This is a genomic window from Alkalibacterium olivapovliticus, assembly GCF_003003275.1.
GTDB classification, from domain to species: Bacteria; Bacillota; Bacilli; order Lactobacillales; family Carnobacteriaceae_A; genus Alkalibacterium; species Alkalibacterium olivapovliticum.
Map to the genome: position 1 here is coordinate 1 of NZ_PVTO01000029.1, position 26688 is coordinate 26688.

The following is a 26688-nucleotide window of genomic DNA, read 5'->3' on the forward strand; positions in this document are numbered from 1 at the left end:
GTCTTGCAAGCTCATCCGTTCTATTAAGCCTTGGTATGAAGTTTCTGTTCGTCAGTGCAAGCATTTGCGTCCGACTTCCTTCAGATTCCGCCTCATGGCGGACACCCTTGTCTTTCGCTAACAGTTCCTACTGCCAAGTCTGTAGTGGACTTTCACCACCAAGTTATCGCCCATGCCGGGCGCACAAAAAAATATGGAACAGTCTAAGGACTATTCCATACGGTGAAACATTAACTTATAGTGAACTGGCCGTCAAAAATGGTCTATCGCCTAAAGCAGCAAGGTCCGTCGGGAGTGCCATCGGAAAAAACCCACTGCTGATTGTCTATCCCTGTCACCGGGTTGTTCCAAAATCGTCTGTACCTAGAGGATTCAGAGGTGGACTCGAAATGAAGTCAAGCTTGTTGACATTAGAACAGGCTCACTAAATCCTTTGTCACTCGAAATCAAATCCATTATCTTCCGGCTTATATCCTACCTTTTCTCTTGTATCAGACAGATCGAGAAATTTAAAGGTATTATCTGAAACCCCATGAACGATTTCAAATGGCCGTGACAGTTCAGCATCCACACACCGCCTGATCAGCTGGTTCATATCTTTCGCGCTGATATAGGTGCTTTTCTGACGCATATCCGGTTGTTCGCCTCTTTCAGCCATCATTTCGATCGACCGGTGTCCGCCAATACGAATGGCGATGACTTCAAGGCCTTCCTGGTAGGCAAAATAGTTTCCCATCGCCTCACCGAACGCCTTACTGACACCATAGACATCCAGCGGCCTCACCTGACTGGTTGTTTTGACCTGCTCATCTGCAAGATAGCCTTTAACGGCATGAATACTGCTGGCAAAAATGAATCGCCTGCAGCCCTGATCCTTTGCAGCCTGCATCATATTATATGTCCCGTCGATGTTGACCTCTTTAACTTCGTCGTAAGTCGCCTTTGGAGAAGGATTGCCGGCCAAATGAATGACCGTATCAATTCCCTCACAAAAGCTCAGGCACTCTTCATAACGGGTAATATCGCACTCTTTTACAGTACAGCCCTTTTCTGCCCAGTCCAATATAGATGAACAGTCTTTATCTACTGCAGTCAATTCATACTCATCTACTAAATCTTCTATTAAGCGCGACCCGATTCGGCCAGCCGCACCCGTCAATAGCAGTTTTCTCATAATGAACGTCTCCTGTTTTTAGACTATTTTGCCAGACCGTTTCATTAAATCAATGACTCTTAAGAACGCCAGTTTATAACATAAGAAGCGCATCGTTACATTGCTTTCTGAAGAGAAGTACGCGTTGTACACACGGTAGCTGACATTTCTCATTCGGTCACTCATGTCTTTCAGATTTTCATCTTCAGATTTTGCTTCGTTGTTAAAGCCTTGAACCCATTCGAGATAAGAAACGGTTACGCCACCGGCATTCGCCAGTACATCTGGAATAATGACTTTTCCTTGTGCTTCAAGGTATTCGTCTGCTTCACCAGTAAGTGGTCCATTAGCCCCTTCTACCAGAATATCCGCTTTAATGTCTTTCATGTTATCTTTTGTAATTTGGTCTTCGATTGCTCCTAAGATGAGAACGTCACAATCCAGCGTTAAGACTGCATTCGGATCCAACACTTCCCCAACTAATCCAAGTTCTTTCAACTCATCTTCATTAGGTAAGCGGTCATTTTTCTCTTTGAATGGCGCTAAAGCCTCAACATCTAATCCATCTTGATTGTAAATCGTTGCACGGCTGTCAGATACTGCTATAACTGTGTGTTTTTTCCCACAATTTGCTGCTTCGATAGCTGCCGCACGGCTCAAATTACCAAATCCCTGAACTGCCACAATGACATTATCTTTTTCAGCGATGGCTTTTACTTTATCTTTTGTCTTAGTGTGCATGTCGTTAACGGATAAACTGCCACTGATAACTGCTTCTACTAAATAATAGTAACTCAAAAATGTTCCGATTCCTGTCGATTCAGAGCGTCCTTGTGCTCCACCGTTTGCTAAGCTTTTACCTGTAAAAGTATTGATAAATGGTTTGTTCGGATGGAGCAGTTTGTATTCTTCTGTCATCCAGTCCATCGTCTCTTCACCCGTTCCCACATCTGGTGCCGGAATATCTCTGTAAGGTCCGATATCATTTTGAAGCATGCGCACAAACGCCTTGCTGACTTCTTTTATTTCACGCTTAGAATGATGACGTGGATTGATATGTACGCCACCTTTTCCGCCACCATAGGGTAAGTCGTGAAGTGCATTCTTAAGGGTCATCAGCATTGCTAATGTTTTGACCTCAGACTGGTTGACGCCAGTACTAAAGCGAATGCCGCCTTTGTAATAGCCGCATGCATTGTTGTGCTGCACTCTAAATGCCGGATACGTACCGATAGTGCCGTCATCTTTAGTAATGCGTAGATCACTTGAAATGACCTTGTCTATGCCTTTAAGCAAATCGCCACCCATTTGAACCCATTGGTCACGCTGGTCTCCCCAGTCAGCTAAGACTGCTTTGTCATCATTTACCACATGGTCCACTACTTGCTGTATCAGTTCTGTCGTTGAATTTTTAGTCAAATTGATTCCCTCCGATTATCTGTATCTATTTATGAGAAAAATCTCATTCCCATTTTATCATTGTATCATAATAAAGAGGAAAATTGCGAATAGTAATAGCATCAGATACATTAAAATACTAGCTAATCACCATTCTTTAGTGATGTTGCACTCTTTTAATACTCTTTTTTCTGAAAGAAAAGTTTCCTTCTTATCTTTTTGGGTGAATTTGGTGCACTCATACTCGAACAGTCGCCGAGTGCGCTCAAGACTGTCCTACTTTGGCATACTCCAATCATAGTGTTACAGAGTTTACCCTAGTACGCACTTCTTCGGTTTACTCTATCTCTCTTTTATAGTGGGCTTGCCTTACTACGGAATTGTTGAACAGACTTAAAATTAAATCCTAAGCGAGTCTGCTGAAGATGGCCATTATTCGGCAAGCTCTGTATAATTATCCGTTGAGTATACCGAACAGTGTCCTCCGTTGGTTTACTCCCAAACCAGATGGCACTGAGTATGCCGAAGTACCGATAATTTGGTTCACCCAGCTAGCTTGTGCACCTGAGTATACCTAACCCGCATCAAAACACTCCATAAATGCAGAAAAGACCTTTCCGGCTTATGTCTCATACATAAGCCGGAAAGGTCTTCCATATTTTCAAGTACAGTTAAATCAGTGTCCCTTGAATATTGAGTTTTTTCTTGAAATACCATTTTGCACCAAAAGCAATGACACCAATAGCTAGTGTATATGGTCCAGGTATCACGGGGTTCAGCACAGCTGGTAACAGTTGTGTACCGAATGCCATCAGCAGGATCCAGATCAGCATAGTGACAGTTGTCGCCACGATGTATTTCAGGAAGCCGCCTTTAACACCTGGCTGAGGCGCGTATTTAGTGATGACCATAACAGCCAGTCCACCTAACAGGAAGTTAAGGATCATGGTAATCAGCCCAAGACCTGCTTCCTGATCTCCGAACACATAGGAAAGACCCGTAATGACGGCGAACATGCCTCCAAGAAGCAAAGCGCCATCCAGATATATTTTCCACGTTTCAGAACGTTCAACAGGTTTGGTTACTTCACCTTGTCCACTATCGGTTAAATGACTCGCCTGATCAGTCGCTGTCCCATATAATCTGCGGGCAGTAATGTGATTCGGCTGTTCAGTCACAATGTTTTTCAGCATTTCATTAAACACAAGAATCTTATTGTCTTCCGGAAAACCGGCTTCTTCAAGTTTACGGTTCAGTTTCACCATATACTCTTTATTTTTGTTGGTCAATTGTTCGAACAAGACATCGTTTTCCTGCTTCTTATCAGCAACAGTCACTTCCGGTTCTTGTTCAACGGGCTTCTTTTTCTTCAGCATTCTACTTGTTTCCTCTCTTCCTACACGTTAAAGCGGAATAAAATAACGTCGCCGTCTTTGACGATGTACTCTTTTCCTTCTGATCTTAATTTTCCTGCTTCACGGGCAGCCTTCTCACTGCCTAACTGATCGTAGTCTTCATAGGCGATCGTTTCAGCACGGATGAAACCTCGTTCAAAGTCAGTATGGATGACCCCTGCAGTTTGTGGAGCTTTCATTCCTTTTTTGAAGGTCCAGGCACGCACTTCCTGCGGTCCGGCAGTAAAGAATGTCGCCAGTCCAAGCAAGTCATAAGACGTGCGGATCAGTTTATTTAATCCAGGTTCTGTGACGCCCAGATCATCCAAGAATTCCGCTTTTTCTTCGTCATCCAGTTCAGCAATTTCTTCTTCGATCGCGGCTGAAATGGCCACAACTTCTGCGCCTTCTTCTTCAGCAATGTCACGAACAATTTGTAAATACTGGTTGCTTTCCGGATCAGCAATTTCTTCTTCTGACACATTCGCCACGTACAATACGGGTTTGCTTGTCAGCAAGAAAAGAGAGCGCAGTACAGGTAATTCTTCAGGTGTAAAATCCAGTACGCGAACGGGCTTTCCTTCTTCCAGTACAGGTTTGATTTTTTCCAGTACTGCTAAAAGAGCGACTGCATCAGCGTCTTTTGATTTCGCTTGTTTTCTCACACGTTCAATTCGTTTGTCGACAGCTTCCAGATCAGCCAGAGCAAGCTCCAAATTGATCGTTTCAATGTCTTCTGCCGGATCCACTTTTCCTGAAACGTGTGTGATGTTGTCGTCTTCGAAACAACGCACGACGTGACAGATGGCATCCACTTCACGGATGTTGGCCAGGAATTTATTTCCTAGTCCTTCACCCTTGCTAGCACCTTTAACGATGCCGGCAATATCAGTAAATTCAAATGTCGTTGGAACGATTTTAGCCGGGTTAACCAGTTCAGCTAAACGGTCCAGACGCTCGTCCGGTACTTCTACGATCCCGACGTTCGGGTCGATAGTCGCAAAAGGGTAGTTCGCAGCTTCTGCTCCTGCTTTTGTTATCGCGTTGAATAACGTGGATTTCCCCACGTTTGGTAGTCCTACAATTCCTGCTGTTAAAGGCATTTATTTATTCACCTTTCTCTTCCTCATAATCTAGTAATCAGTTAATCTTTCAAAACTTTCTTCATCTTGCGGTCAAACTCACGGCGAGGCATTAAAACCAAATGGTCACATCCCGTACATTTGATGCGGATGTCCGCTCCCATACGAATAATTTCCCATCGGTTCACGCCACATGGGTGGGCTTTTTTCATCTCAACCAAATCGTGCAGATCATAGGTCTTCTCCATTTGATTTCCTCCTGACTAAAGGTCACTTCAGTTTACGTTAGTTTAAGTCTATATTCAATTCTTCCAGAATACGGTTCAAGTCATCTGGGGAAACATATTCAATTTCAATTTTCCCTTTTTCGCCTTTTTCACGAATGATAACACTTGTTCCAAACTTATCCGTCAGCAATTCTTCGGATTTCTTAATGTATACCGATTTCACTGCACCCGTCTCTTTTCCCGCATCTTTTTTGGGGTCCTGGTTTGCTTCGGCTACTAAATGTTCCAGTTGTCTGACGGTCAGTTTTTCTTTTACCGCACGGCGAGCCAGTTTCTTGATCTTGGACTTGTCTTTGAGTCCAAGCAGTGTTCGTGCCTGACCATTTGACAGCTTGCCTTCCTGAACCAGTTTTTTGACCTCTTCAGGTAGTGAAAGTAGACGCAGGTGATTGGCAATATACGACCGGCTTTTGCCTAAACGCTCCGCAACCATTTCCTGAGTCATGGACAGTTTATCCATCATCATGTTATAGGCTTCTGCTTCTTCAAGAGACGTTAAATCTTCTCGCTGCAGATTTTCTAAGATAGCGACCTGCATCATGACTTCTTCATTCAATTCTCTCACGATGGCTGGGATAGCCTCTTTACCTGCCAGTTTCGATGCTCTAAAACGACGTTCCCCTGCAATGATCTCATACCCTTTTACGGATGATTTACGTAGAATAATAGGCTGCAAAACACCTGAAATCTGAATTGAAGACGCCAGTTCATTCAGCGCTTCTTCGTCAAAGTGGCGTCTTGGCTGATAGGGATTCGGGCGAATCTCCGTCAGCTCGATCAGTTCCACTTGTTCATTGTTATTTTTAACTTCTTCTTCAAAATCCGGCACATCAAATAAAGCGTCTATTCCACGGCCCAATCCCTTTTTCTTGTTAGCCATTGTTTAACACTTCCTCTGCTAATGCCTGATACACTTCTGCACCCTTCGATTTCAAATCGTAATCGATAATCGATAAACCGTAACTTGGCGCTTCAGATAATCGTATGTTTCTCGGGATGATGGTCTGATATACTTTTTCCCTGAAATACTTCTTCACTTCATTGACCACTTCAAAACCTAAATTCGTACGGGCATCCAGCATTGTCAATAGGACCCCTTCTACTTTCAGGTCTTTGTTGAAATGCTTTTGAACTAAGCGAACTGTGTTCAACAACTGACTTAACCCTTCCAGTGCATAATACTCACACTGAACAGGTATCAAGACTGAATCACTGGCTGTGAACGCATTAATGGTTAAATGACCAAGGGACGGCGGACAGTCGATCAGAATATAATCATACTGGTCTTTCACTGTTTCTACAGCACTTTTCAGACGTGTTTCTCGGGCCATCAGGCTAGTCAGCTCAACTTCTGCTCCAGCTAATTGTATCGTTGCCGGTACCATGCTTAAGTTATCGCGACTGGACGGTAAGATCACATCTTCAAGCGGCACTTCGTTGATCAGAACATCATAAATATCCCGATCCACTTCCCCTTTACGTACTCCCAAGCCACTTGTAGCATTGCCTTGGGCATCCATGTCGATCAGCAGTACTTTTTTGCCTACGTAAGCAAGAGAAGCACCTAAATTAACAGTAGTCGTGGTTTTCCCCACTCCACCTTTTTGGTTTGCGACGGCTATAATCTGTGCCATACTAGTCCTCCAAACTTTCTATTGTCATTATGCCAACGGACTCTTGTTAGGAGTTCCTGGTTTTCTCGGGTATTTGTTCGGTGTTTCCTTTTTTTTGTCAATTAAAATAATGTGGCGCTCGCCGGCTTCTTCAGGCAGTTCAAAGGAAATATCCTCTCTCACTTTACCACCGAGCAGGCCGATTGCTTTCTTCGCGTCGTCCAGTTCTTCGGGAGCATGCGCAGCTTTCATTGCAATAAACGTGCCTTCCTTTTTAACAAGCGGCAGACATAATTCAGCCAGCACACTCATGCGTGCCACTGCTCGAGCCGTTACAAAGTCAAAAGAGGCTCTGAACTGCTTATTTTGACCAAATGTTTCTGCACGGTCGTGATACAGATGAACACCTGTCAACCCAAGTTCTTCGACGATCGTTTCCAGAAATCCGATCCGTTTCTTCAGTGAATCGACGATCGTGATTTCAAGATCAGGATAGATGATTTTGAGGGGGATGCTAGGAAACCCAGCACCTGAGCCTACATCGCATAGACTGTGGACCCCTTTGCTAAAATCTACGTATAATCCTGCAGTTAATGAATCGTAAAAGTGTTTTAAATAGACTTCTTCTTTTTTAGTAATAGCGGTTAAATTGATTTTTTCATTCCACTCTTGTAACAGTTCAAGGTAGCGTTCAAACTGACGCATTTTTTCTTCTGTTACGGGAATATGTCGTTCATTTAATTGAGACTGAAATTCTTCTGGAGTCATTCTTGAAAATCCTTTCTGTGATCAGTCGTGAAACAGTTATTTGTTTCACAAAATCCCTCCCTTCACTTTATACCAAATGGCCCTTAAATACAATGGTAGCGAGCCATTTTTTCATTTAAAAGCACATCTTTTCTGCTCTGTAAGTTGACTTTTTCTTGTTTATTTGATTAGACTTCAGATAAAGTCTAAACACATACACTCGCATGTTTCAAACCCTCTTTGATGTCATTATTCTGGTCTCATGCTTCATAAAGAATCTCTCACATTCAATAAGGCTCCCTCGATAAAAATAATGACCTTAGTATTCCATGTTTTAAAGCAGATTTATTTCCACAAAAAAACACTATAACGAGTAGAGTAATCCTCCCCCAGTCATAGTGTAATGCTTAAACATATTGCTTATTTTTTCTGCTTGGGTAATGTCTGCTTCGGTCTTTCCTTTTTCGTTTCGTCTACGGCTTTAAGAGCATACCCAGTAATCATCGGACCGACTATTTCAAAGAAGACGGCTCCAGTTAAAATGACACCTATAATGGCGCCTGATACATTCGGGAGACTCCTTTCAGCAATCGTGGCTAATCCAATAGCAATTCCTGCCTGTGGGAAAAGACCCAGCCCGAGATAAGGTCGAATCTTTTTATTCACATTAGTGAATTGAGAAAATATAAGTGAACCAGCATACTTCCCAATAGAACGGGCAATAATGTAAGCAAATCCGGCTAATCCTACCGTACCAATTATTGAAATATCAATATGTGCACCCGCTAATGTCAAGAAGACGACAAAAATAGGCAGTTCGATTCGATTGAGTAAACTGGCAACCAGTACTTTTCTGGATGTCAGGTTAGTAATTGCAATCCCAGAGAAAATGTTAATCAAAACTGGAGATAATCCAAACATGGAGGCAATGCCTGTGTTGAAGAGGATTGCAGCTATCAGAAAAACCAGCAGCTTATCGCTTGATGTATCTTTTCGAATGAAATAAGACACAAAAAGTCCACTTACCAATCCAACGATTAACCCATATACGATGTCTAAGATAACCGTAGCAATTAGTGCGAATCCACCCGCTCCTTGATCACCCAAGGATTGGACAAAGGAAATCATCATTCCGAATGCCATAATAGCCACTAGGTTATCGAAAGCAACCAGTCCTAATACGTTCTGAGTCATTTCGCCTTCGGAACGGGTATCTTTAACCACTTCAACTACTCCAGCCGGCGAAACGGTCAGTGCTAAAGTCCCTAAAACAAGTGCATACTGCAATGGCATTCCCGTCAGCCACGTCAATAACGTGACTACTGAAACTGTTAAAACAGCACTACCTAGAGAGATAGTGACCAGATTTTTACCGAATTTTCTAAACATGAGGTAATGCAGTTCAGTTCCGATAGAAAGAGCCAGCATTCCCAGAGCCAATTCATTTACGAATCCCAGACTGTAATAGACCTCACTCGTTATGAGGTTAAGCACACTTGGACCCAGAAGCAACCCACACAGGAGATAACCGGTAACTGTGGGTAAACCTAGTTTACTGGCCAGTTTCCCTCCAGCAATACCAACAAGCATTAAAATAGCAATGTAAAGCGAATACGTCATGTTTAAAACCCTTCTTCTAATTTATTTTCGATATCTATTCCCTTTGTAAAGTTTACGGGCACACTAAAGAAAATAGCTGTGTCCGGCACTGAGAGATCACCACATACACTTTCTACGATCGATAGTACCTCTCTGCGTTCGTCTGCATCTTTTACAACTGTAAAAATCGTCTTGCTGTTTGCTTCGCGTTCTTCTCCAAGTTCAGCAAACATTGAAAACATCGGAAATTGATTGGATATCAAGTGTCCCATCCCGCTGCTGTCCAGTACGGTCGCGCCTTTTATCTTGTAGCGCATGAACAGCGTCAGGATCTCATCCAGTAAATCTGTCTTGTTCAATACAATAACAACTAGCTCCATTTTTCTCTTCCTTCTTTCTGATTATATGTGTTCAGTGATAAGTCCATATAAAATTATGCTCCTAAATCCTTTTTAAATCAAGGATTTTCAGAAAATTGGTTATTTTTTAATAATTAATTTGACCTTCTGAATTAAAGATGTATACTATTGTTGTGGGTCCCGTACAACACTGGTAGATAACACGTGTTTACGGGATATAATTGATTAAAAAGGAGATTGACACACCTATTATGTGGCAGTTTAAACAATTTGAAGAATTAAGCGCAAAAGACTATCATCAAATCGCGAAAGAGCGTACAAAAGTATTTGTGGTCGAACAGGGATCTGCCTATCAGGAAATCGATGATATCGATCTGCATGCTGTTCACGTAATCAAGCGCCAAAAAGGCGTCATTAAGGCGTATGCTCGTGTTTACAAAGAAAACAAAAAAATGCATTTGGGCCGCGTACTCGTGCCTGCTGAATTTAGAAGCGAAGGACACGGACGTGAACTTTTAAAAGTCGCACTGGATTACATTATATGTAAACACCCAAAAGCTGAAATTGAAATACAGGCTGAGGCCTATTTGAAAGAATTTTATGAATCGTTCGGCTTCAAAGTCACATCAGATCTGTATTATGACGAAGAAATCGGTCATTATGACATGGAATTGTCTAAAGAGCAAACAACCGTAAGTCCGTGACAAAAAAGAACACATCTTACTCTATTAAATAGATGAGTAAGATGTGTTCTTTTAGATAAAATTAGTGAAAAGATAAAAGACATAAACACCTATCAGCAGGAACCCGTTCTTCCGATTGATTGTTTCAACCCGTTCAGATAAAACCGGTATGCTCAGCAGGATCAGGATCAGGATAAGAAAAGGAAACTGAATATAATAATAACTCGACGGCACGCTTATCCCACCGGGTATCAAGGTGATTGTCGAACCCATAACAAGCAGCAGATTCATCATATTGGCTCCGAGCACATTCCCTATCGCCAGCTCGCCATGTCCATATCTGACTGCTACAAGCGTAGTTGTTACTTCCGGGACACTCGTACCGAACGCAACAAGTGTAGACGAAATCACCGTGTCGGGAATGCCCAGTCGTAAAGCGCCTACTTCAGCTGCTGCAACGAGCAGCGTCGCACCAGCAGTCACGCCTAATGAACTGACCACCAGAATCCCTACTGATCGGATGATATTTACCGGCTTGGCAGATTCATTTTCTGTTTCTCCGGTTTCTTCCTGCAGCTCCCCTACAACAGTCTGCGGTTTCTTTTTGACGGTGTACCAGAGATACATAGGTAACAGTACGAGTAATCCGATTCCACTCCATCCGGGTAAATTGCCTCCACTTGAGTTAAAGCCCGCTAAAATACCTACTCCAATAAAGACAGCAGACAGTCCGCATAAAAGAAGAAATGTGTCTTTCAGTTCTTTTTTTACCGGGATGATCCCTACTACTGCACCGATCCCGAGAATTAATGAAGCATTTGTAATCATTGATCCAATGGCGTTCCCCAATCCAAACTGACCATTTCCACCTATTGCTGCCACGACTGAAGAAGAGACTTCAGGCAACGTTGTTCCAACTGATAATATGGTCGCTCCAACTACGACTTTAGATAAACCGAAGTGCAGAGACAGAGCAACGGCTTTATCAATGAGCTTATCTGCTGATTTTGATAAAATGACTAAGGACACTATAAATATAATAGTAACGACACTAACTGGAAATTGGTTAATAAAATCAGTCACATCAGGACCTTCTTTCTATATACTAGTCAGATTCTATTTTACCAGATTTCCCATTCATATACTTGATGGAGCACTAAGAAAAGGTTTCTCGCGTTATTTTTTCTGTTTTGCCTCTAGAGGTAGTGTCGGTAAGCATCTTTCGGTGGGGATCCTTGAATCGCTTCCGTCTTCTCTACAGTCAACTCCGGCAGAACCAGTGACTGTCCATAAATGACCCTACTTGTTTACAGTCACATCCATTCATACTGGCAGTGTACACAAGTCACCCATCCTTTTTACACTCATACACTAATAAGGCGTGGCTGTCGACTAATTCCCGTTTTTGTTTACACTCCATGCGGTTTAAGCGTCGACTGTACAGAAAAGCGTTAGCTTCTGTACACTCAGCTCTCGGCACCTTGTCCACTGTCCATAATACTTCGCTGCTTTTCTCTGCATAAGGATCCCTCTCACGAAGTTTCTATATAGGGTCTGACTTTGCCCTGTACCTATTATAAAAGTGGGGGTTTCACAAAAGCTGTCTGCACCCTTTAACCTATACTCGTGACGATCAAAAATCCTATACCACCGATAATCGATCCAATGAATGGGCCTAAGACAGGAATCCATGAATACGCCCAGTTGGATTGTCCTTTATTTGCGATCGGCATTAACTGGTGTGCAATTCGCGGACCCAGATCTCTGGCCGGATTGATTGCGTAACCAGTTGTCCCCCCAAGAGACAGACCGATCGTAAGGATCAGTAATCCCACGATCACAGGGTTCAAACCCTCAGTGAATTCACCTTGCGTAAAAGCAAGTAAGGCATATACTAAAAATCCGGTTGCAAACGCCTCGCTGATGAGATTCCATGGATTTCGGCTAATTGCCGGGGCAGTCGAGAAGACGCTTAATATTGTTTCCGCATTTTCAGTCTCTTTAAAATGAGGGTAATAGTGGACCCACACCAGTACAGCTCCCAGAAATCCCCCTGAAATCTGCACAAATATATACGGAATGACAAGCATCCATTCAAGTTGCCCGGCTACAGCCATTCCAAGAGTCACTGCGGGATTAAGGTGGGCAGGCGATAACCAGCCTACTGAATAGATAGCCATCGTAACTGCCAGTCCCCATCCAAGAGTAATGTGAAGCCAGCCTGTGTTAAATGATTTAGTCTTATTCAACACATTACCCGCCACTACCCCATTTCCAATATAAATTAAAATAACCGTTCCAAAAAATTCACCTATTAATTGCTGCAAGATTGTGGTGTCCATTTAAATTATATGTGTCCCTTCTATGAAAAAGTTAATAAATATTAGATTTCTTTGTAATAGTGAAAATTCGTATTTCCACCGGATAAAACATAAACTTCCTTGAATCCAATATTCAGCAGTAAATTTTGAGCCGTGTTGCTCGTCACTCCTTTATTACAGTAAACAACCGTTGGAACTGACTTGTCTAATTCGCCTGCTCCTTTACGCAGTGTGGGCATCGGAATACTGACTGCATTATTCACGTGATTTTTTTCATACTGCTTTGATGAGCGAACGTCGACTACTTGTATCTTTTCACCAGAGTTCTGCTTAATGATCAATTCTTCAGGCGTCATCAGCGGTAACCGTTCGCGCGCGTTTTCCAGGACCATTCCCGTATAAATCACAGGATCTTTAGTTGTACTGAACGGGGGAGCGTACGCTAAATCGATCTCGAATAGTTCTTCTGCGTCAGCATTAAATGTAATAGCTGTTGCAAAAACATCGATTCGTTTATCGACCCCTTCAGGCCCAACAATCTGAGCCCCTAAAAGTCGCCCGGTTTCGCGGTCAGCTACTGCTCTGATGACCATATTCTGACCTCCGAGATACTGAGCATGGGATGGTTTGATGTTATGAACAACCACTGGATCAAAGCCGGCTGCTTCTGCTTCAGTTTCTGATAAACCAGTGTAGCCGACGGTTAAATCGAACAGTCTGGCAATCCCCGTTCCTAATGTCCCTGTAAATGACAATTTCCCTCCAGTAATGTGGTCACCTGCAATACGTCCCATTTTATTTGCTGTCGAGCCTAGCGGATGATAACTAGGTTTCCCAGTTACTCTATGGAAACTTTCAGCTACATCTCCTACTGCAAACACATCTTTGACTGAGGTCTCCATGAATTCATTGACCTTGACGGCACCCGTCTGACCTAGCTCGATATCTGTATCAACGGTCAGAAACGTATTGGGCCTTACACCGACGGCCAACACCACCATATCCGATTGTAACTGTACTCCCTTTTCTGTTTTCAGAATAGACACTTTCTGTTCTCCATCAGCTTCAATTACTTTGTCATTCAAATAAAGATCCACACCCTGTTTCAGCAGTTCTTTTCTCAAATGGACAGACATGTCTTTATCGATTTTCGGAAAAACCTGATCAGCTAACTCGACAATCGAAATACTAAGCCCCCTGTGAGACAGCTGTTCAGTCATTTCCAGACCGATAAACCCGGATCCGATCACCGTTACATTTCTGACGTCATTATTTTTCATATAATAGTCAATCGCCTTAGTGTCCTCCATGGATTTAACGTGAAACACATTATCGTATGTATTAATGTTGAACGGTGCAGGACTAATCGAATATGACCCAGTTGCCAGAATTAGTTTGTCAAATGATTCCCGAAACCCTGTTCCTTCTTCCTTATTGTAGACTTCGATCTCCTTAGCAGAGGGGTGAATGGCTTTGACATGATGATTTGTATAGATATCGATATCAAAGCGTTTCTTAAACCATTCCGCATCACGAGGAATCAGTTCATCTACAGACTCCACTTCTCCACCTAAAAAGTAAGGCATTCCGCAGACCGAATAAGAAATATCCTCAGCCGCTTCAAATACCACTATTTCTGCCGTTTCATCATTACGCCTTGCTTTTGCCGCAACAGATGTACCTGCAGCAACTGAACCGATGATGACTATTTTCATTACTTATCTCCTTTGACATTAAGCTGATTTCAAAACAAGTGTATCAATTCTCAAATCAACAGTCCATGACATTGTCGTAGAAAATTGTAAAATCTATGTAAGGGCTGCTGCTAAATAGAAGAATGGATAATGAGACGTCCCGTTTTCAACCTGAACCGACCATCTCTGAACCTTAGTTCAAATTTAGTTCCCGCACAGGAGTAATGTCTGCAGTTGCCACTGTTATTTCAAGTAAACAATTTAGAGTTGACATACTTAATTGACTAGCCCCGTTGATCACCGTCGCATTAAATTAAATTAAAAGAGCACCTGCTCCCCTCAATAAATATGCAATACTGCACTACGTATTTACCTATAGCGGTATTCCAGCCCCATTTATGACCGACTTTTGACGTTTTTCTAACTATTTTCACTAAATCAGCTTAAACCCTGACATTTCCCATCGAAAGTACGTATAATAGAAGTAATGGACTAAATGTCCAAATGACTCCATTAAGAATAGAGGCTATAATAAATATGATCACAGTAACAGACGTAAGCTTACGTTTTTCAGACAGAAAGTTATTCGAAGACGTTAATTTAAAATTCTCAAACGACAATTGCTACGGCGTAATCGGTGCAAATGGTGCCGGTAAATCAACCTTCCTAAAAATATTATCCGGTGAAATCGCCCCGACAAGTGGAGACGTTTCACTTCCAAAAGATCAGCGTATGGCCGTCCTGAAACAGAATCAGTTCGACTACGAAGACCATACAGTCATCGATACAGTCATTATGGGACATGAGCGTCTGTATGCCATCATTCAGGAAAAAAATGAAGTCTACATGAAATCTGATTTCTCAGATGCAGATGGTATGCGTATCGCTGAACTCGAAGGTGAATTTGCAGAGCTCGATGGATGGGAAGCTGAACCTGAAGCAACGACTTTGCTGCAGGGATTAGGACTACCAGAAAATCTACATGACAAGAAAATGAGCGAACTGACTGGTGGACAAAAAGTTAAAGTTCTCCTTGCTCAAGCATTATTCGGCAAACCGGATGTTCTGCTTTTAGATGAGCCGACAAACGGACTCGATGCAAAGTCTATTATGTGGCTTGAAGAATTTTTGATCAACTTCAATAATACAGTTATCGTTGTTTCCCATGACCGTCACTTCCTTAACAAAGTGTGTACGCACATGGTCGACGTCGACTTCGGTAAAATCAGATTATTCGTCGGAAACTATGATTTCTGGTTGGAATCAAGCCAGCTGGCTACAAAACTTCAGGCGAACTCGAACGCTAAAAAAGAAGAAAAAATCAAAGAACTGGAAGCCTTTGTTGCACGATTTAGTGCGAATGCATCCAAATCAAAACAGGCTACTTCTCGTAAGAAAATGCTGGAAAAAATCACTTTGGATGATATTCAGCCATCTTCACGCCGTTACCCATTCGTTGGATTCAGTCCTGAACGTGAAATCGGAAACGACCTGATCCGTGTTGAAAACCTGTCTAAAACAATTGACGGTAAAAAAGTATTGAGCAATATTTCCTTCAATTTAGGAAGTGACGATAAAGTTGCGTTTGTCAGTCGTAATGACATTGCGATTACCACTCTATTCAAAATCATTATGGGTGAAATGGAACCTGATTCCGGAAGCTACCAGTGGGGCGTGACGACTTCACAAACCTACCTGCCGAAAGATACATCAAGTGAGTTTGAAAACAGCTCAATGACGATTCTTGAATGGCTCCGTCAGTACGCTTCTAAAGAAGAAAGTGATAATACATTCTTAAGAGGATTCCTTGGACGTATGCTTTTCTCTGGTGAAGAAGTACAGAAGGAAGTCAACGTATTATCCGGTGGGGAAAAAGTCCGTTGTATGTTATCTAAATTAATGCTGAGTAAAGCAAACGTATTAGTTTTGGATGACCCGACAAACCACTTGGACCTTGAGTCTATCACTGCATTGAATAACGGCCTGATCGATTTCAAAGGCTCTATTCTATTCGGCTCACATGACCACCAGTTCATTCAGACGATTGCCAACCACATCATTGAACTGACACCTAATGGATCAGTCAACCGTGCAGAAACAACGTATGATGAATTTTTAGAAAATAAAGATGTTCAGAAACAAATCGCAGCTTTATATGAAGACTAAAACTTAACTATACTCCGGATAGAGAGGGTTTCCCCCTTTTTATCCGGATTTTTCTATTTATGAGTACTGCTCGACTCCCTACATTCCCTTGATACCTTCTGCTTTTGTATCTTTTTGTCAATCTCACTCTTCCGATGGCACTTGAGTTCGACATATAAGCGCGTATTTGTAGCACTCGACTCCTCCACTTTGACTGAGTTTGACATATCCCTCCTCTTTTTGTCGATCTCACTCTTCCTCTGGAACTTGAGTTCGACATATAAGCGCGTATTTGTAGCACTCGCCCCCTCCACATTACCCGAGTTCGACATATCCCTCCTCTTTTTGTCAATCTCACTCTTCCTCTGGCACTTGAGTTCGACATATAAGCGTGTATTTGTAGCGCTCGACTCCTCCACTTTGACTGAGTTTGACATATCCCTCCTCTTTTTGTCGATCTCACTCTTCCTTTGGCACTTGAGTTCGACATATAAGCGTGTATTTGTAGCGCTCGACTCCTCCACTTTGACTGAGTTTGACATATCCCTCCTCTTTTTGTCGATCTCACTCTTCCTCTGGCACTTGAGTTCGACATATAAGCGTGTATTTGTAGCGCTCGACTCCTCCACTTTGACTGAGTTCGACATATCCCTCCTCTTTTTGTTGATCTCACTCTTCCGATGGCTTTTGAGTTCGACATATAAGCGCGTATTAGTAGCACTCGACTCCTCCACATTACCCGAGTTCGACATATCCCTCCTCTTTTTGTTGATCTCACTCTTCCGATGGCTTTTGAGTTCGACATATAAGCGCGTATTTGTAGCACTCGGCTCCTCCACTTTGACTGAGTTCAACACATCAGTCGCTACCACTGACAGCATCGCTTGACATCACATAGACAATGATCTATATTGAGAATGAGAAGAGCGCAATCAAAAAGGAGGCTCCCACTAAATGGATTACGTTGAAACATCGAAAGTATTGAAAGCAATCAGCGACCCTAACCGAATGAAAATCATCGATATTTTATCCTGCGGCAGTCAGTGTGCCTGCGATATTTTAGAACATTTCGAGTTCACCCAACCTTCATTGTCTCATCACATGAAAGTACTGGAAAAAGCTGGAATTGTATCCGTCAGCAAGCAAGGGCAATGGCATCACTATGAGTTAAAAGAAACGTTCATTACGTCTTTCATGGATACCATGATGGATTTATTGTCACCAAACGAAGATAATTGTATTTGCACAACCAAAAATTGCACTTGTAAAGGAGACGTTAAACATGACAAAACTAGAATTATTTGAACCGGCAATGTGCTGCTCTACAGGGGTATGCGGACCATCAGTTGATGAAACATTACTCATGATCACCTCTGCTTTTGAAGGGTTGTCTAAGGTGTCAACCGTCGAAGCTTCACGTCACAACCTGACCAGTGACCCCGATGCTTTCGTCAAAAATGAAAAAATTCTATCTTTAATGAAGGAAAACGGGAAAGATAGCCTGCCTGTTACATTATTAAATGGCGAGGTTATGAAATCAGGGAGTTACCCATCGCTTGATGAAATAACTGATTACACTGGTGTTGTCTTTATGAACCAGGAACAGTCATCAAGTTGTTGCGGCGGATCAGGTTGCTGCTAGGAGGCACATCATGCATTTATACAATCCAACCCAAATTGAATTAACACCGTATCTGTTTTTCACTGGTAAAGGAGGCGTTGGTAAAACAACGACAGCCTGTGCGACAGCTACTCAGCTTGCAGACCAGGGGCATTCTGTTTTACTGGTGAGTACAGACCCGGCTTCAAATTTACAAGATGTGTTTGAGACTCCTCTGTCGAACAAACCGGTTGCCATCGAATCGATACCCCATTTAAAAGTAGCGAATTTCGACCCGGTCACCGCTGCGGCTGAATACAAAGCGAGTGTTATTGAGCCTTATAGAGGCATCTTACCTGACTCCGCTTTGGAAAATATGGAAGAGCAGCTGTCCGGTTCGTGTACGGTCGAAATTGCTGCTTTCAACGAGTTTGCCCATGTTCTGACTGACAAGAAAATCGAAGAAGCCTATGATTATATCCTGTTTGATACAGCTCCGACTGGACACACCTTACGCATGCTGGAACTGCCATCTGCCTGGAGCCAATACCTGGATGAGAACACAACGGGTGCATCCTGTTTGGGTCAACTGTCCGGATTAGGCGATAAGAAGGAAATGTACGAGCATGCAGTCAAAACGTTAAGCAATAAACAGCTGACGACATTGATGCTGGTTTCACGACCACAAGACTCTTCACTGATTGAAGCCGATAGAGCCAGCAGCGAACTGAGCCAGCTAGGCATTTCAAATCAGGTCGTTATTTTAAATGGCCTGCTGGAAGAAGCTGACGACGCTTTGTCCTCAGCCATCTTGGGTCAGCAAAAAAGAGACTTGAGCGACATGCCCCAACAGCTCCAAGCTTTTGAACACTACTATATCCCGCTTCGCCCGTATACGATTACCGGCGTCGACAAGCTGCGTGCCTTTTTGACGGAAGATGCAGTGGATGAAGAAGCACTCACTCAGACAATAGAGCCGTCTGCAACGCTTCAGGATATGGTCAAAAATCTAATTGAAACCAATAAAAAAATCATCTTCACTATGGGTAAAGGCGGTGTCGGTAAAACGACGATTGCTATTCAGATTGCTCAATCACTTGTTCAGGCGGGTAAAAAAGTCCACCTGGCAACGACTGACCCGGCCAATCACATTCACCTGTACTTGAAAGAAGCACATGATTTGACCGTCAGTCATATAGATGAAGATAAAGAGCTGGCTGACTACACTGAAGAAGTACTGGCTAAAGCTAGAAAAACCATGAGTCAGGATGACGTCGCTTATGTAGAAGAAGATTTGCGCTCACCCTGTACTCAGGAAATAGCCTTGTTCAGAGCCTTTGCTGAAATAGTCGACCGTGCTGATGAAGAAATCGTCGTGATCGATACTGCACCGACAGGTCATACATTACTGCTGCTGGAATCTACACAAAGTTACGCCAAAGAACTTGAACGCAGTGCCGGAGAAGTTCCGGTCTCTATTCAAAAACTGCTGCCTAGACTTCAGAATCCGGAAGAAACAGAAGTGGTCATGGTGACTCTTCCAGAAACAACACCGGTCTATGAATCCATGCGTCTGGATGAAGACTTGAAGAGAGCCGGAATTGCTCATTCATGGTGGCTTGTCAATCAGAGTATGTACGCAGCCAATCCTACAAACACCATTTTACGTGCACGAGCACAAAATGAGGTTCAGTGGATCAACAAAGTAGCCGCTTTATCAAATGGTCAGTTTGCAACGTTGGAATTCACACCAGAATTTGACGTGGCATTAACACACTAAATCACTTAAGCAGAGAACCCCTTTAAACGGGTTCTCTGTTTTTTTACGAAGAAAATCCTGGACCCCATATACATTATGAAAGCTACTGAATAACCCGGTCTGAAGACTGATTTATAAGGGTAAAAATTGACAACGGGTACTGGTTGTGCTAGATTTTGGATAACATGACGTAAAAAGAGAGGATGGTTACATATGGGAAGAGGAGGAGGCCGCGGTGGCGGTGGCGGCTTCAGTGGCGGAGGTCGCGGCGGTGGATTTGGTGGTGGCCGAGGCGGCGGAGGCCGCAGCAGCGGTGCCGGACGAGGAGCTGGCCGTGGTGGTGGCAGTTTCGGTGGCGGTGGATTAGGCGGTGGCGGATTTGGCCACGGTGGTTACAACAGACGTCCCCGACATCATGGTCCACGAGTATGGCCTGTATTTTTAGGCGGATTTGGTAGACGACGCTATTCTCGAGGCGGCGGCGGCTGCGGATTTATGGGATGCGGAAGCATCTTCACCGTAATGATTTTTCTTTTCATCATGTTCAGTTTTCTTTCAACGATTGGAAATTTCGGTACTGGCGGTGGAGGAATTGGCGGCGGATCAGGTGATATCACCTCTTCTACAGTGGAAAGAGAGCCTTTGCCAGCTGGTTCCGTTGACGAAACTGATTATTACACAGATGAATTAGGCTGGATCGGAAACCATACGCAAATGGTCGATGGCCTGCGTCATTTCTACAATGAAACGGGCGTTCAACCACATGTCCACATTATAGGAGATGTCGAGGGGAACCCTGATCCCACTCAAGATGAACTAGCAGCATATGCTAATGCACTGTACGATGACCTGTTTACAGATGAAGCTCATTTGTTACTGGTATTTTTAGAATCTAGTCCCAACGATTACGATACTTACTACATCGTAGGGTCTCAGGCAAGAAGTGTGATCGATACAGAAGCAGGAGATATTTTACTCGACTATCTGGACCGTTACTACTTTGATGATGGATTAACAGATGAACAGTATTTCAGCAATTCATTCCGAGATGCTGCTGATCGAATCATGGATGTCACAACATCCCCGTGGATTCCTGTTCTAAGCATTTTCGGACTGGTGATTGTACTATATATCTTGTATAAATGGTGGAAAACTAAACAAGACTCAAAAGAAAAAGAAACAAAACGAACTGAGGATATGCTGAACAAGCCTATCCACACCTTTGGTGGCTCAGAAGTTGAAGAATTATCTAAAAAGTACCAGGATAAAGACAGTACAGATAGTGATGAGGATTGGGACAACTACTAATAAACTATTTTTTAGGAGGAAAAACAAATGGCTATACTAGATCGCTTTACAGATATTATCAGTGCAAACGTCAACGCTTTGATCGATCGGATGGAAGATCCCGAAAAAATGATTGACCAGTATTTACGCAAGATGATGGATGACCTGGCAGAAGTGAAGAAAAACACAGCTAGCGTCATGGCAGAAGAAACCCGCTCCAAACGTCTAGTGGATGAAAACGAAGCTGAAGTTGCAAAATACAGTAACTTTGCCAAAAAAGCACTGGAATCCGGCAATGACGCAGATGCTCGTGTCTTCTTATCAAAAAAACAGGAGCTTGAAGATATTGGAACCAAGCTTGCTAATACCTATGCTAAAGCACATGAGAATGCATCAAAAATGCGTCAGATGCACGATAAACTGGCCACTGATATTGAAAAACTGAGACAGCGTCGCTCCATGATTAAAGCTCAGCTCTCAGTTGCCGATACACAGGAAAAATTGAATAAAGCGAATGACTCAATTGGTAAATCTAAAGGAGCCAAGGGATCTTTCGAACGTATGGAAGAAAAAGCATCCCGCCGTTTAGATGAATCTGATGCGATGTCCGAACTTAACAAAGAACAAAAAGATGAAGCACAGACACTCGAAGAAAAATATGCTGAAGAAACAGGTTCAGCAGCAGTTGAAGATGAATTGGCCCGCATGAAGAAAGAAATGGGCTTGTCTTCAGATGACGAACAAAGTGAATAAGATTTAAACTGAGCTTCTATCCATTCAGTTACAAACACCTAACTAAAAAGACCACTATCAGTTCAAGGATCATATCCCTGGATGATAGTGGTTTTTTAATGGTTCTAAGTCATCTCTCTATTTGTCATAACAATTAGTCCAGTCATCGACATAAGATTCCAAACGTAACGCACCTCATCCCGCTGACTATGAGCTGACCTCTCATCCTACTCATGCGTTCTGGATTTCAGTTCTTCTTGTTCCAGAAAATAACTGAATGGTTCCAGTTCGTGTGCTTCATATCGACTTTTAAAAGCTTCTATTTCATCTGCCGGGAACAGCTTAGGATCCAGTTTCAGCGCTTCAACAGGAATAGGCCGATCGTGACTTATTTTCAGATCAATCACCACTGTTCTTCCGGCCTTCTCCAGCTCTACCGCTTTATTGAAAACGTCGCTCAGTTCACTGATTTTAGTTACTCTAAAGCCAACTGCTCCTTGAGCTTCTCCAATTTTAGCATAATCTACATCTTTAAAATCTACCCCATAATAGTTGTGATTTGTATCTTCCTGCTCATGTTTGATAAAGCCATATTCAGTATTGGAGAACACAACGTGAATACTTGGAAGACCATACTGAACCGTTGTGATAATATCCTGCATGACCATCGCGAAGGCTCCTTCCCCCGTCAGGTCCCACACTTGACGCTGCGGAAAAGCTGCTTTGGCTGCGATAGCACCGGGTAGCCCATTCCCCATCGTTGCAAATACCCCGGATGTGCGCCACATGTTTTTCGGTGTCATTCTCAAATGACGAACCGAAGTCTGTGTGGTATTCCCTACATCTGTAGAGTATATCGCGTCTTCATCAGCTACTTGATTGATTGCATGATAAGCTTGATAAAACTGCAGCTCCCCTTCTGTTTTCTGCTCCAGTTTGTCCATGTATGTTTTCCAGTTTTTAATATTATTGAGATTAGCACGATACCAGGCCGTTTCCGGTTTTTCAGTAATTTTATCTGTAATAGCACGGATTGCATCCCCCGCATCTCCTAAAATAGCTGCATCTGTTTTGTGCCGCTTTCCTAGTTTATAAGGATCGATATCAATTTGAATGAATTTATCAATTCCTTCGAACACGCCGGTGACCTCGGCAAATGGGTAATTACTTCCTGCAAACAAAACCACGTCAGCTTCTTCAAACACTTCAACCGCAGGCTTTCTTGATACACGATTGGCGGAACCCAGTAATCCTTCAAAATCGTGTGGGAATGTGTCGTAGTTGATGCCTGTAATCGCTACGGGTGCTTTTAATTTGCGTGATAACGCCATTACGGCTTCTCCATTGCCTCTTGTTCCAATACCGGCATAAATGACGGGTCGTTCAGCCTGTTCAAGTAGCGCCACAGCTTTATCGATATCATCTTCATCCAAAACAGGATTGGCGTAATGTCGATAAGCATTGGCAGACGAATACCAGGCATCATTGTCGATTTCAGCCCAGCCATAATCTACCGGTACCTCTACCGCCGCAACACCTTTTTTCGCTATCGCCATTCGTATCGCTTCATCAATGATTTTTGGTAATTGTTCAGGATAAGCTACGCGTCGATTGTAAACAGCTACGTCTGCAAATACAGGATTATGATTTATCTCCTGAAAAGCATCCATATTCATTTCGTTTTCTGCCCTCTGCCCAATGATAGCCAGTACAGGAACGCCATCTTCTCGTGCATCGTAAAGCCCGTTCATCAAGTGGGTAGCACCCGGTCCGGCTGACCCAAGTGCCACACCGATTTTACCCGTAAACTTGGCATGCATTGAAGCAGCCAGCGCACCCACTTCTTCATGGCGGACTTGAATAAAGTCGATCGAATGCTCTTCATTTTTCAGCGCATCCATCCACGAGTTTAATGAGCCGGCAGGTAATCCATAGACGTGTTTCACTCCCCAGCTTTCCAGCACCTTGACAGCGGCGACACCCGCTTCGATTTTTCCATTTTCATTAGTCATACTATTATTTCCCTCCAGTCCTGTATACTTTATTAAACTGAATCAACGTATCGAATCAGGAATATCACTCTTATCATGATCCAAAAGACCATAACACAACCTGATTCGCCCTTTATACTTCTCAGCATACACGCTCTTCATAAGTCATTCAATTATTATGAATTTAAACAGAAAGTAGCGCAGACTCAGTCCTTTTACCTGAATGCCTTTAAAAAGTGCCAACGGTCTTCATCGGAATCAGTCATATCGGAAAGGCTTTTAATAACAAGCAGGGTATAAAAAAAAGCAGCAAAACGGCTGCTTCTCTTTCAATTAAATCAATCTTCTATAGAAAAAACAGGCGTAGACAGGTACCGCTCGCCAGTGTCAGGAGCAACAGTTACAACTGTTTGTCCACTGCTCATTTGTTCAGCAACCCGAATAGCAGCAGCTATGTTGGCTCCAGAAGAAATCCCGACCAACAGCCCTTCTTCTCTCGCCAGGCGTCTTGTCATCTCAATGGCCTCTTCGCTGGTTACAGTAATGATTTCATCAATCAAGTCTCTCTCCAGAATATCGGGAATAAATCCGGCACCCATTCCTTGAATTTTATGCTTCCCTTTTTCTTTTCCACTCAATACAGCTGACTCATGAGGTTCAACTGCAATAATCTTCGCTGCCGGGTTGTGCAGTTTCATTACTTTCCCGACACCTGTTAACGTTCCACCCGTTCCTACGCCTACAACAAAGGCATCGGGGGTTTTCCCACTTAAAGCTTCTATAATTTCCGGTCCTGTTGCCTGGATATGCACAGCAGGATTGGCAGGGTTTGTAAATTGAGAAGGCATAAAGAAATGATCCTGTTTTGCCAGCTCTTCCGCACGTGCCATTGCGCCAGGCATACCGTCATCTCCTGGAGTCAATTCCAGTTCCGCTCCGTAAGCCTTCATTAATGAACGACGCTCTACACTTAATGTGTCCGGCATGACAAAGACTGCTTTGTAGCCTTTAGCTGCAGCAACCATTGCCAGTCCGACTCCAGTATTCCCACTAGTTGCTTCTACAAGTGTATCGCCTTCTTTAAGTATCTGGGCTTTTTCTGCCTCTTCGATCATATTCAGGGCAATGCGGTCTTTGACACTTCCCCCAGCGTTTCGCATTTCGATTTTCACGAGTACGTTAGCCGCTCCTTCAGGTACTACGCGGCTCAATTTCAATAAAGGTGTTTCTCCAATTAATTCAGTTACTGAATGTGCTATCTTCACATCAACACTTCCTTTTAAGTTCATTACATTACGAGAATGCTATGTAAAGCTTATTATACTCTTTACAAAAAAATTAGCAAAATAATGACCCACTGACAGGTTGAACGATCCAGTCAGCGGGTCATTTGGTCATTATATCACTCAATATCTATACGTTTGGACTCTGAAGCTGTCGGATGCTGTTTAGGCAACTCGATTTTGAGAATCCCATTGTCAAACTTGGCTTTAATATTATCTTTGTCGATGTCCTGAATAATAAACTGACGACTGAAGGAGCGTGTGGATCTTTCGCGTCTGATGTAGTTTCGCTCTTCATCGCTTTCGTTCTTTTCAGTTTCCTGATTAGCTGATATGGATAACACATTATCATGGTAATCCAACTCTATATTATCTTTAGACATCCCTGGCAATTCTGCCTCAACTACAAAGGCGTCCTCTTTTTCAATAATATCAGTCTTGAAATTGCCAAGATCCCCAAAATTTTGACCTAAAGCATCATCAAAAAAACGTCTGCCAAAATCAAAAAAGTCGCGTCTGGAAGGAATCATATCATTCATAACTACACCCCCTTTCAAATTCAACAATTGATTGATTTTTTTTACAGAAATATTATAGTTCTGTCCTTGAAAAAGTCAACACTTTTGATTACTATTTCACATTTTTTATTTTAATTTAATCGCAGTGACTTTCACTTAGGCATAAGCTTATAAACCCAATACTGGAAATGTAAAATCCAATTATTGATTTATTATTTTTACAGACCTATTATAGCTCTATGCTTAAAAATGTCAACAGTTTTGATTGCTATTTCACATTTTTTATTTTAATTTAATCACTGCATTCTCACTTATTCTCGAGCTGACACTAATCAAACCTGGCCCTTTCTAATTGTCTATTTCCTTCATAATAGACTTTTAGAAATTACCCATAAATATTGATACTCCAATTAGCAAAGGCGAACGCCTGAATATTAAATAGTCCGGTATTGTGCCCCCCATGTCACCCTGCTACCAGCACAAAAAAAGCCTCTCTTCGCAGAGGGCCTCTTTATAAAACCTACAAAAGTGAGGTCTTTTCATTTTATAGACTCTATTCTGCCAGACTTTACCTAGAATCGATAGACATACTCATGAGTGATAAGATAAATCCTATCAATACGACTATTAAAGAAAATCCAGCCTGAACTTCAATTTGAGCAACTCCTAAGTATAAGCCTAGTATAGAAATGTGCACTCCTATAATCATTATCTTTTTTGCATCAACCTCTTTGTCCACTAAAGTCGCTAAAACGAAATAGATAAAGACACTGGCAAGTATCAGAAATAAAATTGAACCACCTAACGCAAAAAAAATCACTATTAATGCCTCCTCACACAATTAATTTAAATACGATGCAAAAACAAACCTCAAAATAAAATTAAATAGGAGCATTCAAGTTTATGAACGCTCCTATGCTCTTATTTAATGGGGTTAGTCTATTTAAACCTGAATTATTCATACCTCTAAATGTGGATAACTATTTCTATTAAACTCACTGCTTTTTTAGACATTTTTAAGTATTAACTGTCTATCATGCCAC

General features: G+C 42.5%; 26 protein-coding genes. 8 read left to right on the forward strand and 18 right to left on the reverse strand.

The genetic code is table 11. From position 1 onward, the window contains the following. Nucleotides 1-428: methylated-DNA--[protein]-cysteine S-methyltransferase (locus tag CLV38_RS11365; RefSeq protein ID WP_211295474.1), on the forward strand; the 428-nt coding region annotated here is incomplete at its 5' end. Between the two features lie 8 nt (nucleotides 429-436). Here CLV38_RS11365 and CLV38_RS11370 read toward each other — a convergent pair. The 10 genes from CLV38_RS11370 to CLV38_RS11415 form a co-directional block, all read right to left on the reverse strand. Beyond that, complete coding sequence (locus tag CLV38_RS11370) at nucleotides 437-1174, reverse strand: NAD-dependent epimerase/dehydratase family protein (protein ID WP_106195685.1); 738 nt, start codon at nucleotides 1172-1174, stop codon at nucleotides 437-439. Nucleotides 1175-1192: 18 nt separating this feature from the next. Further along, nucleotides 1193-2572, reverse strand: a complete 1380-nt coding sequence (locus CLV38_RS11375) for a Glu/Leu/Phe/Val family dehydrogenase (RefSeq protein WP_106195687.1) — start codon at nucleotides 2570-2572, stop codon at nucleotides 1193-1195. A gap of 650 nt (nucleotides 2573-3222) precedes the next feature. Then, on the reverse strand, nucleotides 3223-3927 hold the full coding sequence (locus tag CLV38_RS11380) for a DUF1129 domain-containing protein (RefSeq protein WP_106195689.1): 705 nt from the start codon (nucleotides 3925-3927) through the stop codon (nucleotides 3223-3225). Between the two features lie 20 nt (nucleotides 3928-3947). Next, on the reverse strand, nucleotides 3948-5048 hold the full coding sequence (gene ychF, locus CLV38_RS11385; protein ID WP_106195691.1) for a redox-regulated ATPase YchF: 1101 nt from the start codon (nucleotides 5046-5048) through the stop codon (nucleotides 3948-3950). A gap of 41 nt (nucleotides 5049-5089) precedes the next feature. Further along, on the reverse strand, nucleotides 5090-5275 hold the full coding sequence (locus CLV38_RS11390; protein WP_106195693.1) for a DUF951 domain-containing protein: 186 nt from the start codon (nucleotides 5273-5275) through the stop codon (nucleotides 5090-5092). Between the two features lie 37 nt (nucleotides 5276-5312). Continuing rightward, entirely contained in the window at nucleotides 5313-6194 is an 882-nt protein-coding gene (locus tag CLV38_RS11395; protein WP_106195695.1) for a ParB/RepB/Spo0J family partition protein, read from the reverse strand. Further along, a complete protein-coding gene (locus CLV38_RS11400) occupies nucleotides 6187-6948 on the reverse strand; it encodes a ParA family protein (protein WP_106195697.1) in 762 nt (253 codons plus the stop codon). Before CLV38_RS11400 ends, CLV38_RS11395 begins: the two co-directional genes overlap by 8 nt. Nucleotides 6949-6975: 27 nt before the next feature. Then, complete coding sequence (gene rsmG / locus CLV38_RS11405) at nucleotides 6976-7695, reverse strand: 16S rRNA (guanine(527)-N(7))-methyltransferase RsmG (RefSeq protein ID WP_106195699.1); 720 nt, start codon at nucleotides 7693-7695, stop codon at nucleotides 6976-6978. A gap of 399 nt (nucleotides 7696-8094) precedes the next feature. Then, a complete protein-coding gene (locus tag CLV38_RS11410; RefSeq protein ID WP_106195701.1) occupies nucleotides 8095-9294 on the reverse strand; it encodes a cation:proton antiporter in 1200 nt (399 codons plus the stop codon). 2 nt (nucleotides 9295-9296) lie between these two features. After that, nucleotides 9297-9653 (reverse strand): hypothetical protein, encoded by a 357-nt coding sequence (locus tag CLV38_RS11415; RefSeq protein ID WP_106195704.1) that lies wholly within the window; start codon nucleotides 9651-9653, stop codon nucleotides 9297-9299. Nucleotides 9654-9883: 230 nt separating this feature from the next. On the opposite strand from CLV38_RS11415, the gene CLV38_RS11420 reads away from it, so the two are divergent. Continuing rightward, nucleotides 9884-10336 (forward strand): GNAT family N-acetyltransferase, encoded by a 453-nt coding sequence (locus CLV38_RS11420; protein WP_106195706.1) that lies wholly within the window; start codon nucleotides 9884-9886, stop codon nucleotides 10334-10336. A gap of 51 nt (nucleotides 10337-10387) precedes the next feature. Here the strand turns inward: CLV38_RS11420 and CLV38_RS11425 are convergent, their stop codons facing one another. The 3 genes from CLV38_RS11425 to CLV38_RS11435 form a co-directional block, all read right to left on the reverse strand. After that, nucleotides 10388-11398: a sodium:calcium antiporter gene (locus CLV38_RS11425; RefSeq protein WP_106195708.1), complete on the reverse strand. Its 1011-nt coding sequence runs from the start codon at nucleotides 11396-11398 to the stop codon at nucleotides 10388-10390. Between the two features lie 530 nt (nucleotides 11399-11928). Then, nucleotides 11929-12657 (reverse strand): MIP/aquaporin family protein, encoded by a 729-nt coding sequence (locus CLV38_RS11430; protein ID WP_106195711.1) that lies wholly within the window; start codon nucleotides 12655-12657, stop codon nucleotides 11929-11931. Between the two features lie 41 nt (nucleotides 12658-12698). Beyond that, nucleotides 12699-14351: an FAD-dependent oxidoreductase gene (locus CLV38_RS11435; RefSeq protein ID WP_106195714.1), complete on the reverse strand. Its 1653-nt coding sequence runs from the start codon at nucleotides 14349-14351 to the stop codon at nucleotides 12699-12701. A gap of 516 nt (nucleotides 14352-14867) precedes the next feature. Between CLV38_RS11435 and CLV38_RS11440 the strand changes: the two genes are divergently transcribed. Then, entirely contained in the window at nucleotides 14868-16496 is a 1629-nt protein-coding gene (locus CLV38_RS11440) for an ABC-F family ATP-binding cassette domain-containing protein (RefSeq protein ID WP_106195716.1), read from the forward strand. Between the two features lie 53 nt (nucleotides 16497-16549). Here CLV38_RS11440 and CLV38_RS11445 read toward each other — a convergent pair whose 3' ends face one another. Continuing rightward, nucleotides 16550-17122 (reverse strand): hypothetical protein, encoded by a 573-nt coding sequence (locus CLV38_RS11445; protein ID WP_146129012.1) that lies wholly within the window; start codon nucleotides 17120-17122, stop codon nucleotides 16550-16552. Between the two features lie 307 nt (nucleotides 17123-17429). On the opposite strand from CLV38_RS11445, the gene CLV38_RS11450 reads away from it, so the two are divergent. From CLV38_RS11450 to CLV38_RS11475, 5 genes are all read left to right on the forward strand, one after another. After that, entirely contained in the window at nucleotides 17430-17780 is a 351-nt protein-coding gene (locus CLV38_RS11450) for an ArsR/SmtB family transcription factor (protein ID WP_106195720.1), read from the forward strand. Further along, the gene (arsD, locus tag CLV38_RS11455) at nucleotides 17758-18117 is read left to right on the forward strand and encodes an arsenite efflux transporter metallochaperone ArsD (RefSeq protein WP_106195722.1); all 360 of its coding nucleotides are present in this window, start codon (nucleotides 17758-17760) and stop codon (nucleotides 18115-18117) included. The genes CLV38_RS11450 and arsD overlap by 23 nt, the downstream gene beginning before the upstream one ends. Before the next feature lie 10 nt (nucleotides 18118-18127). Further along, nucleotides 18128-19855: an arsenical pump-driving ATPase gene (gene arsA, locus CLV38_RS11460; protein WP_106195725.1), complete on the forward strand. Its 1728-nt coding sequence runs from the start codon at nucleotides 18128-18130 to the stop codon at nucleotides 19853-19855. 192 nt (nucleotides 19856-20047) lie between these two features. Continuing rightward, complete coding sequence (locus CLV38_RS11470) at nucleotides 20048-21142, forward strand: TPM domain-containing protein (RefSeq protein ID WP_211295475.1); 1095 nt, start codon at nucleotides 20048-20050, stop codon at nucleotides 21140-21142. 27 nt (nucleotides 21143-21169) lie between these two features. Then, nucleotides 21170-21874 carry a PspA/IM30 family protein gene (locus tag CLV38_RS11475; protein WP_106195727.1) on the forward strand — a complete coding sequence of 235 codons (705 nt, stop codon included), beginning with the start codon at nucleotides 21170-21172 and terminating at the stop codon, nucleotides 21872-21874. 206 nt (nucleotides 21875-22080) lie between these two features. Here CLV38_RS11475 and spxB read toward each other — a convergent pair whose 3' ends face one another. The 4 genes from spxB to CLV38_RS11495 all read right to left on the reverse strand — a co-directional run bounded on the left by spxB (nucleotide 22081) and on the right by CLV38_RS11495 (nucleotide 26465). Beyond that, nucleotides 22081-23865 (reverse strand): pyruvate oxidase, encoded by a 1785-nt coding sequence (gene spxB, locus CLV38_RS11480; RefSeq protein WP_106195729.1) that lies wholly within the window; start codon nucleotides 23863-23865, stop codon nucleotides 22081-22083. A 317-nt stretch (nucleotides 23866-24182) separates the two neighbouring features. Continuing rightward, nucleotides 24183-25109, reverse strand: a complete 927-nt coding sequence (cysK, locus tag CLV38_RS11485) for a cysteine synthase A (protein ID WP_245920589.1) — start codon at nucleotides 25107-25109, stop codon at nucleotides 24183-24185. A 137-nt stretch (nucleotides 25110-25246) separates the two neighbouring features. Then, the gene (locus CLV38_RS11490; RefSeq protein ID WP_106195733.1) at nucleotides 25247-25666 is read right to left on the reverse strand and encodes an Hsp20/alpha crystallin family protein; all 420 of its coding nucleotides are present in this window, start codon (nucleotides 25664-25666) and stop codon (nucleotides 25247-25249) included. 547 nt (nucleotides 25667-26213) lie between these two features. Continuing rightward, complete coding sequence (locus tag CLV38_RS11495) at nucleotides 26214-26465, reverse strand: hypothetical protein (protein WP_106195735.1); 252 nt, start codon at nucleotides 26463-26465, stop codon at nucleotides 26214-26216. Nucleotides 26466-26688 lie beyond the last annotated feature (223 nt).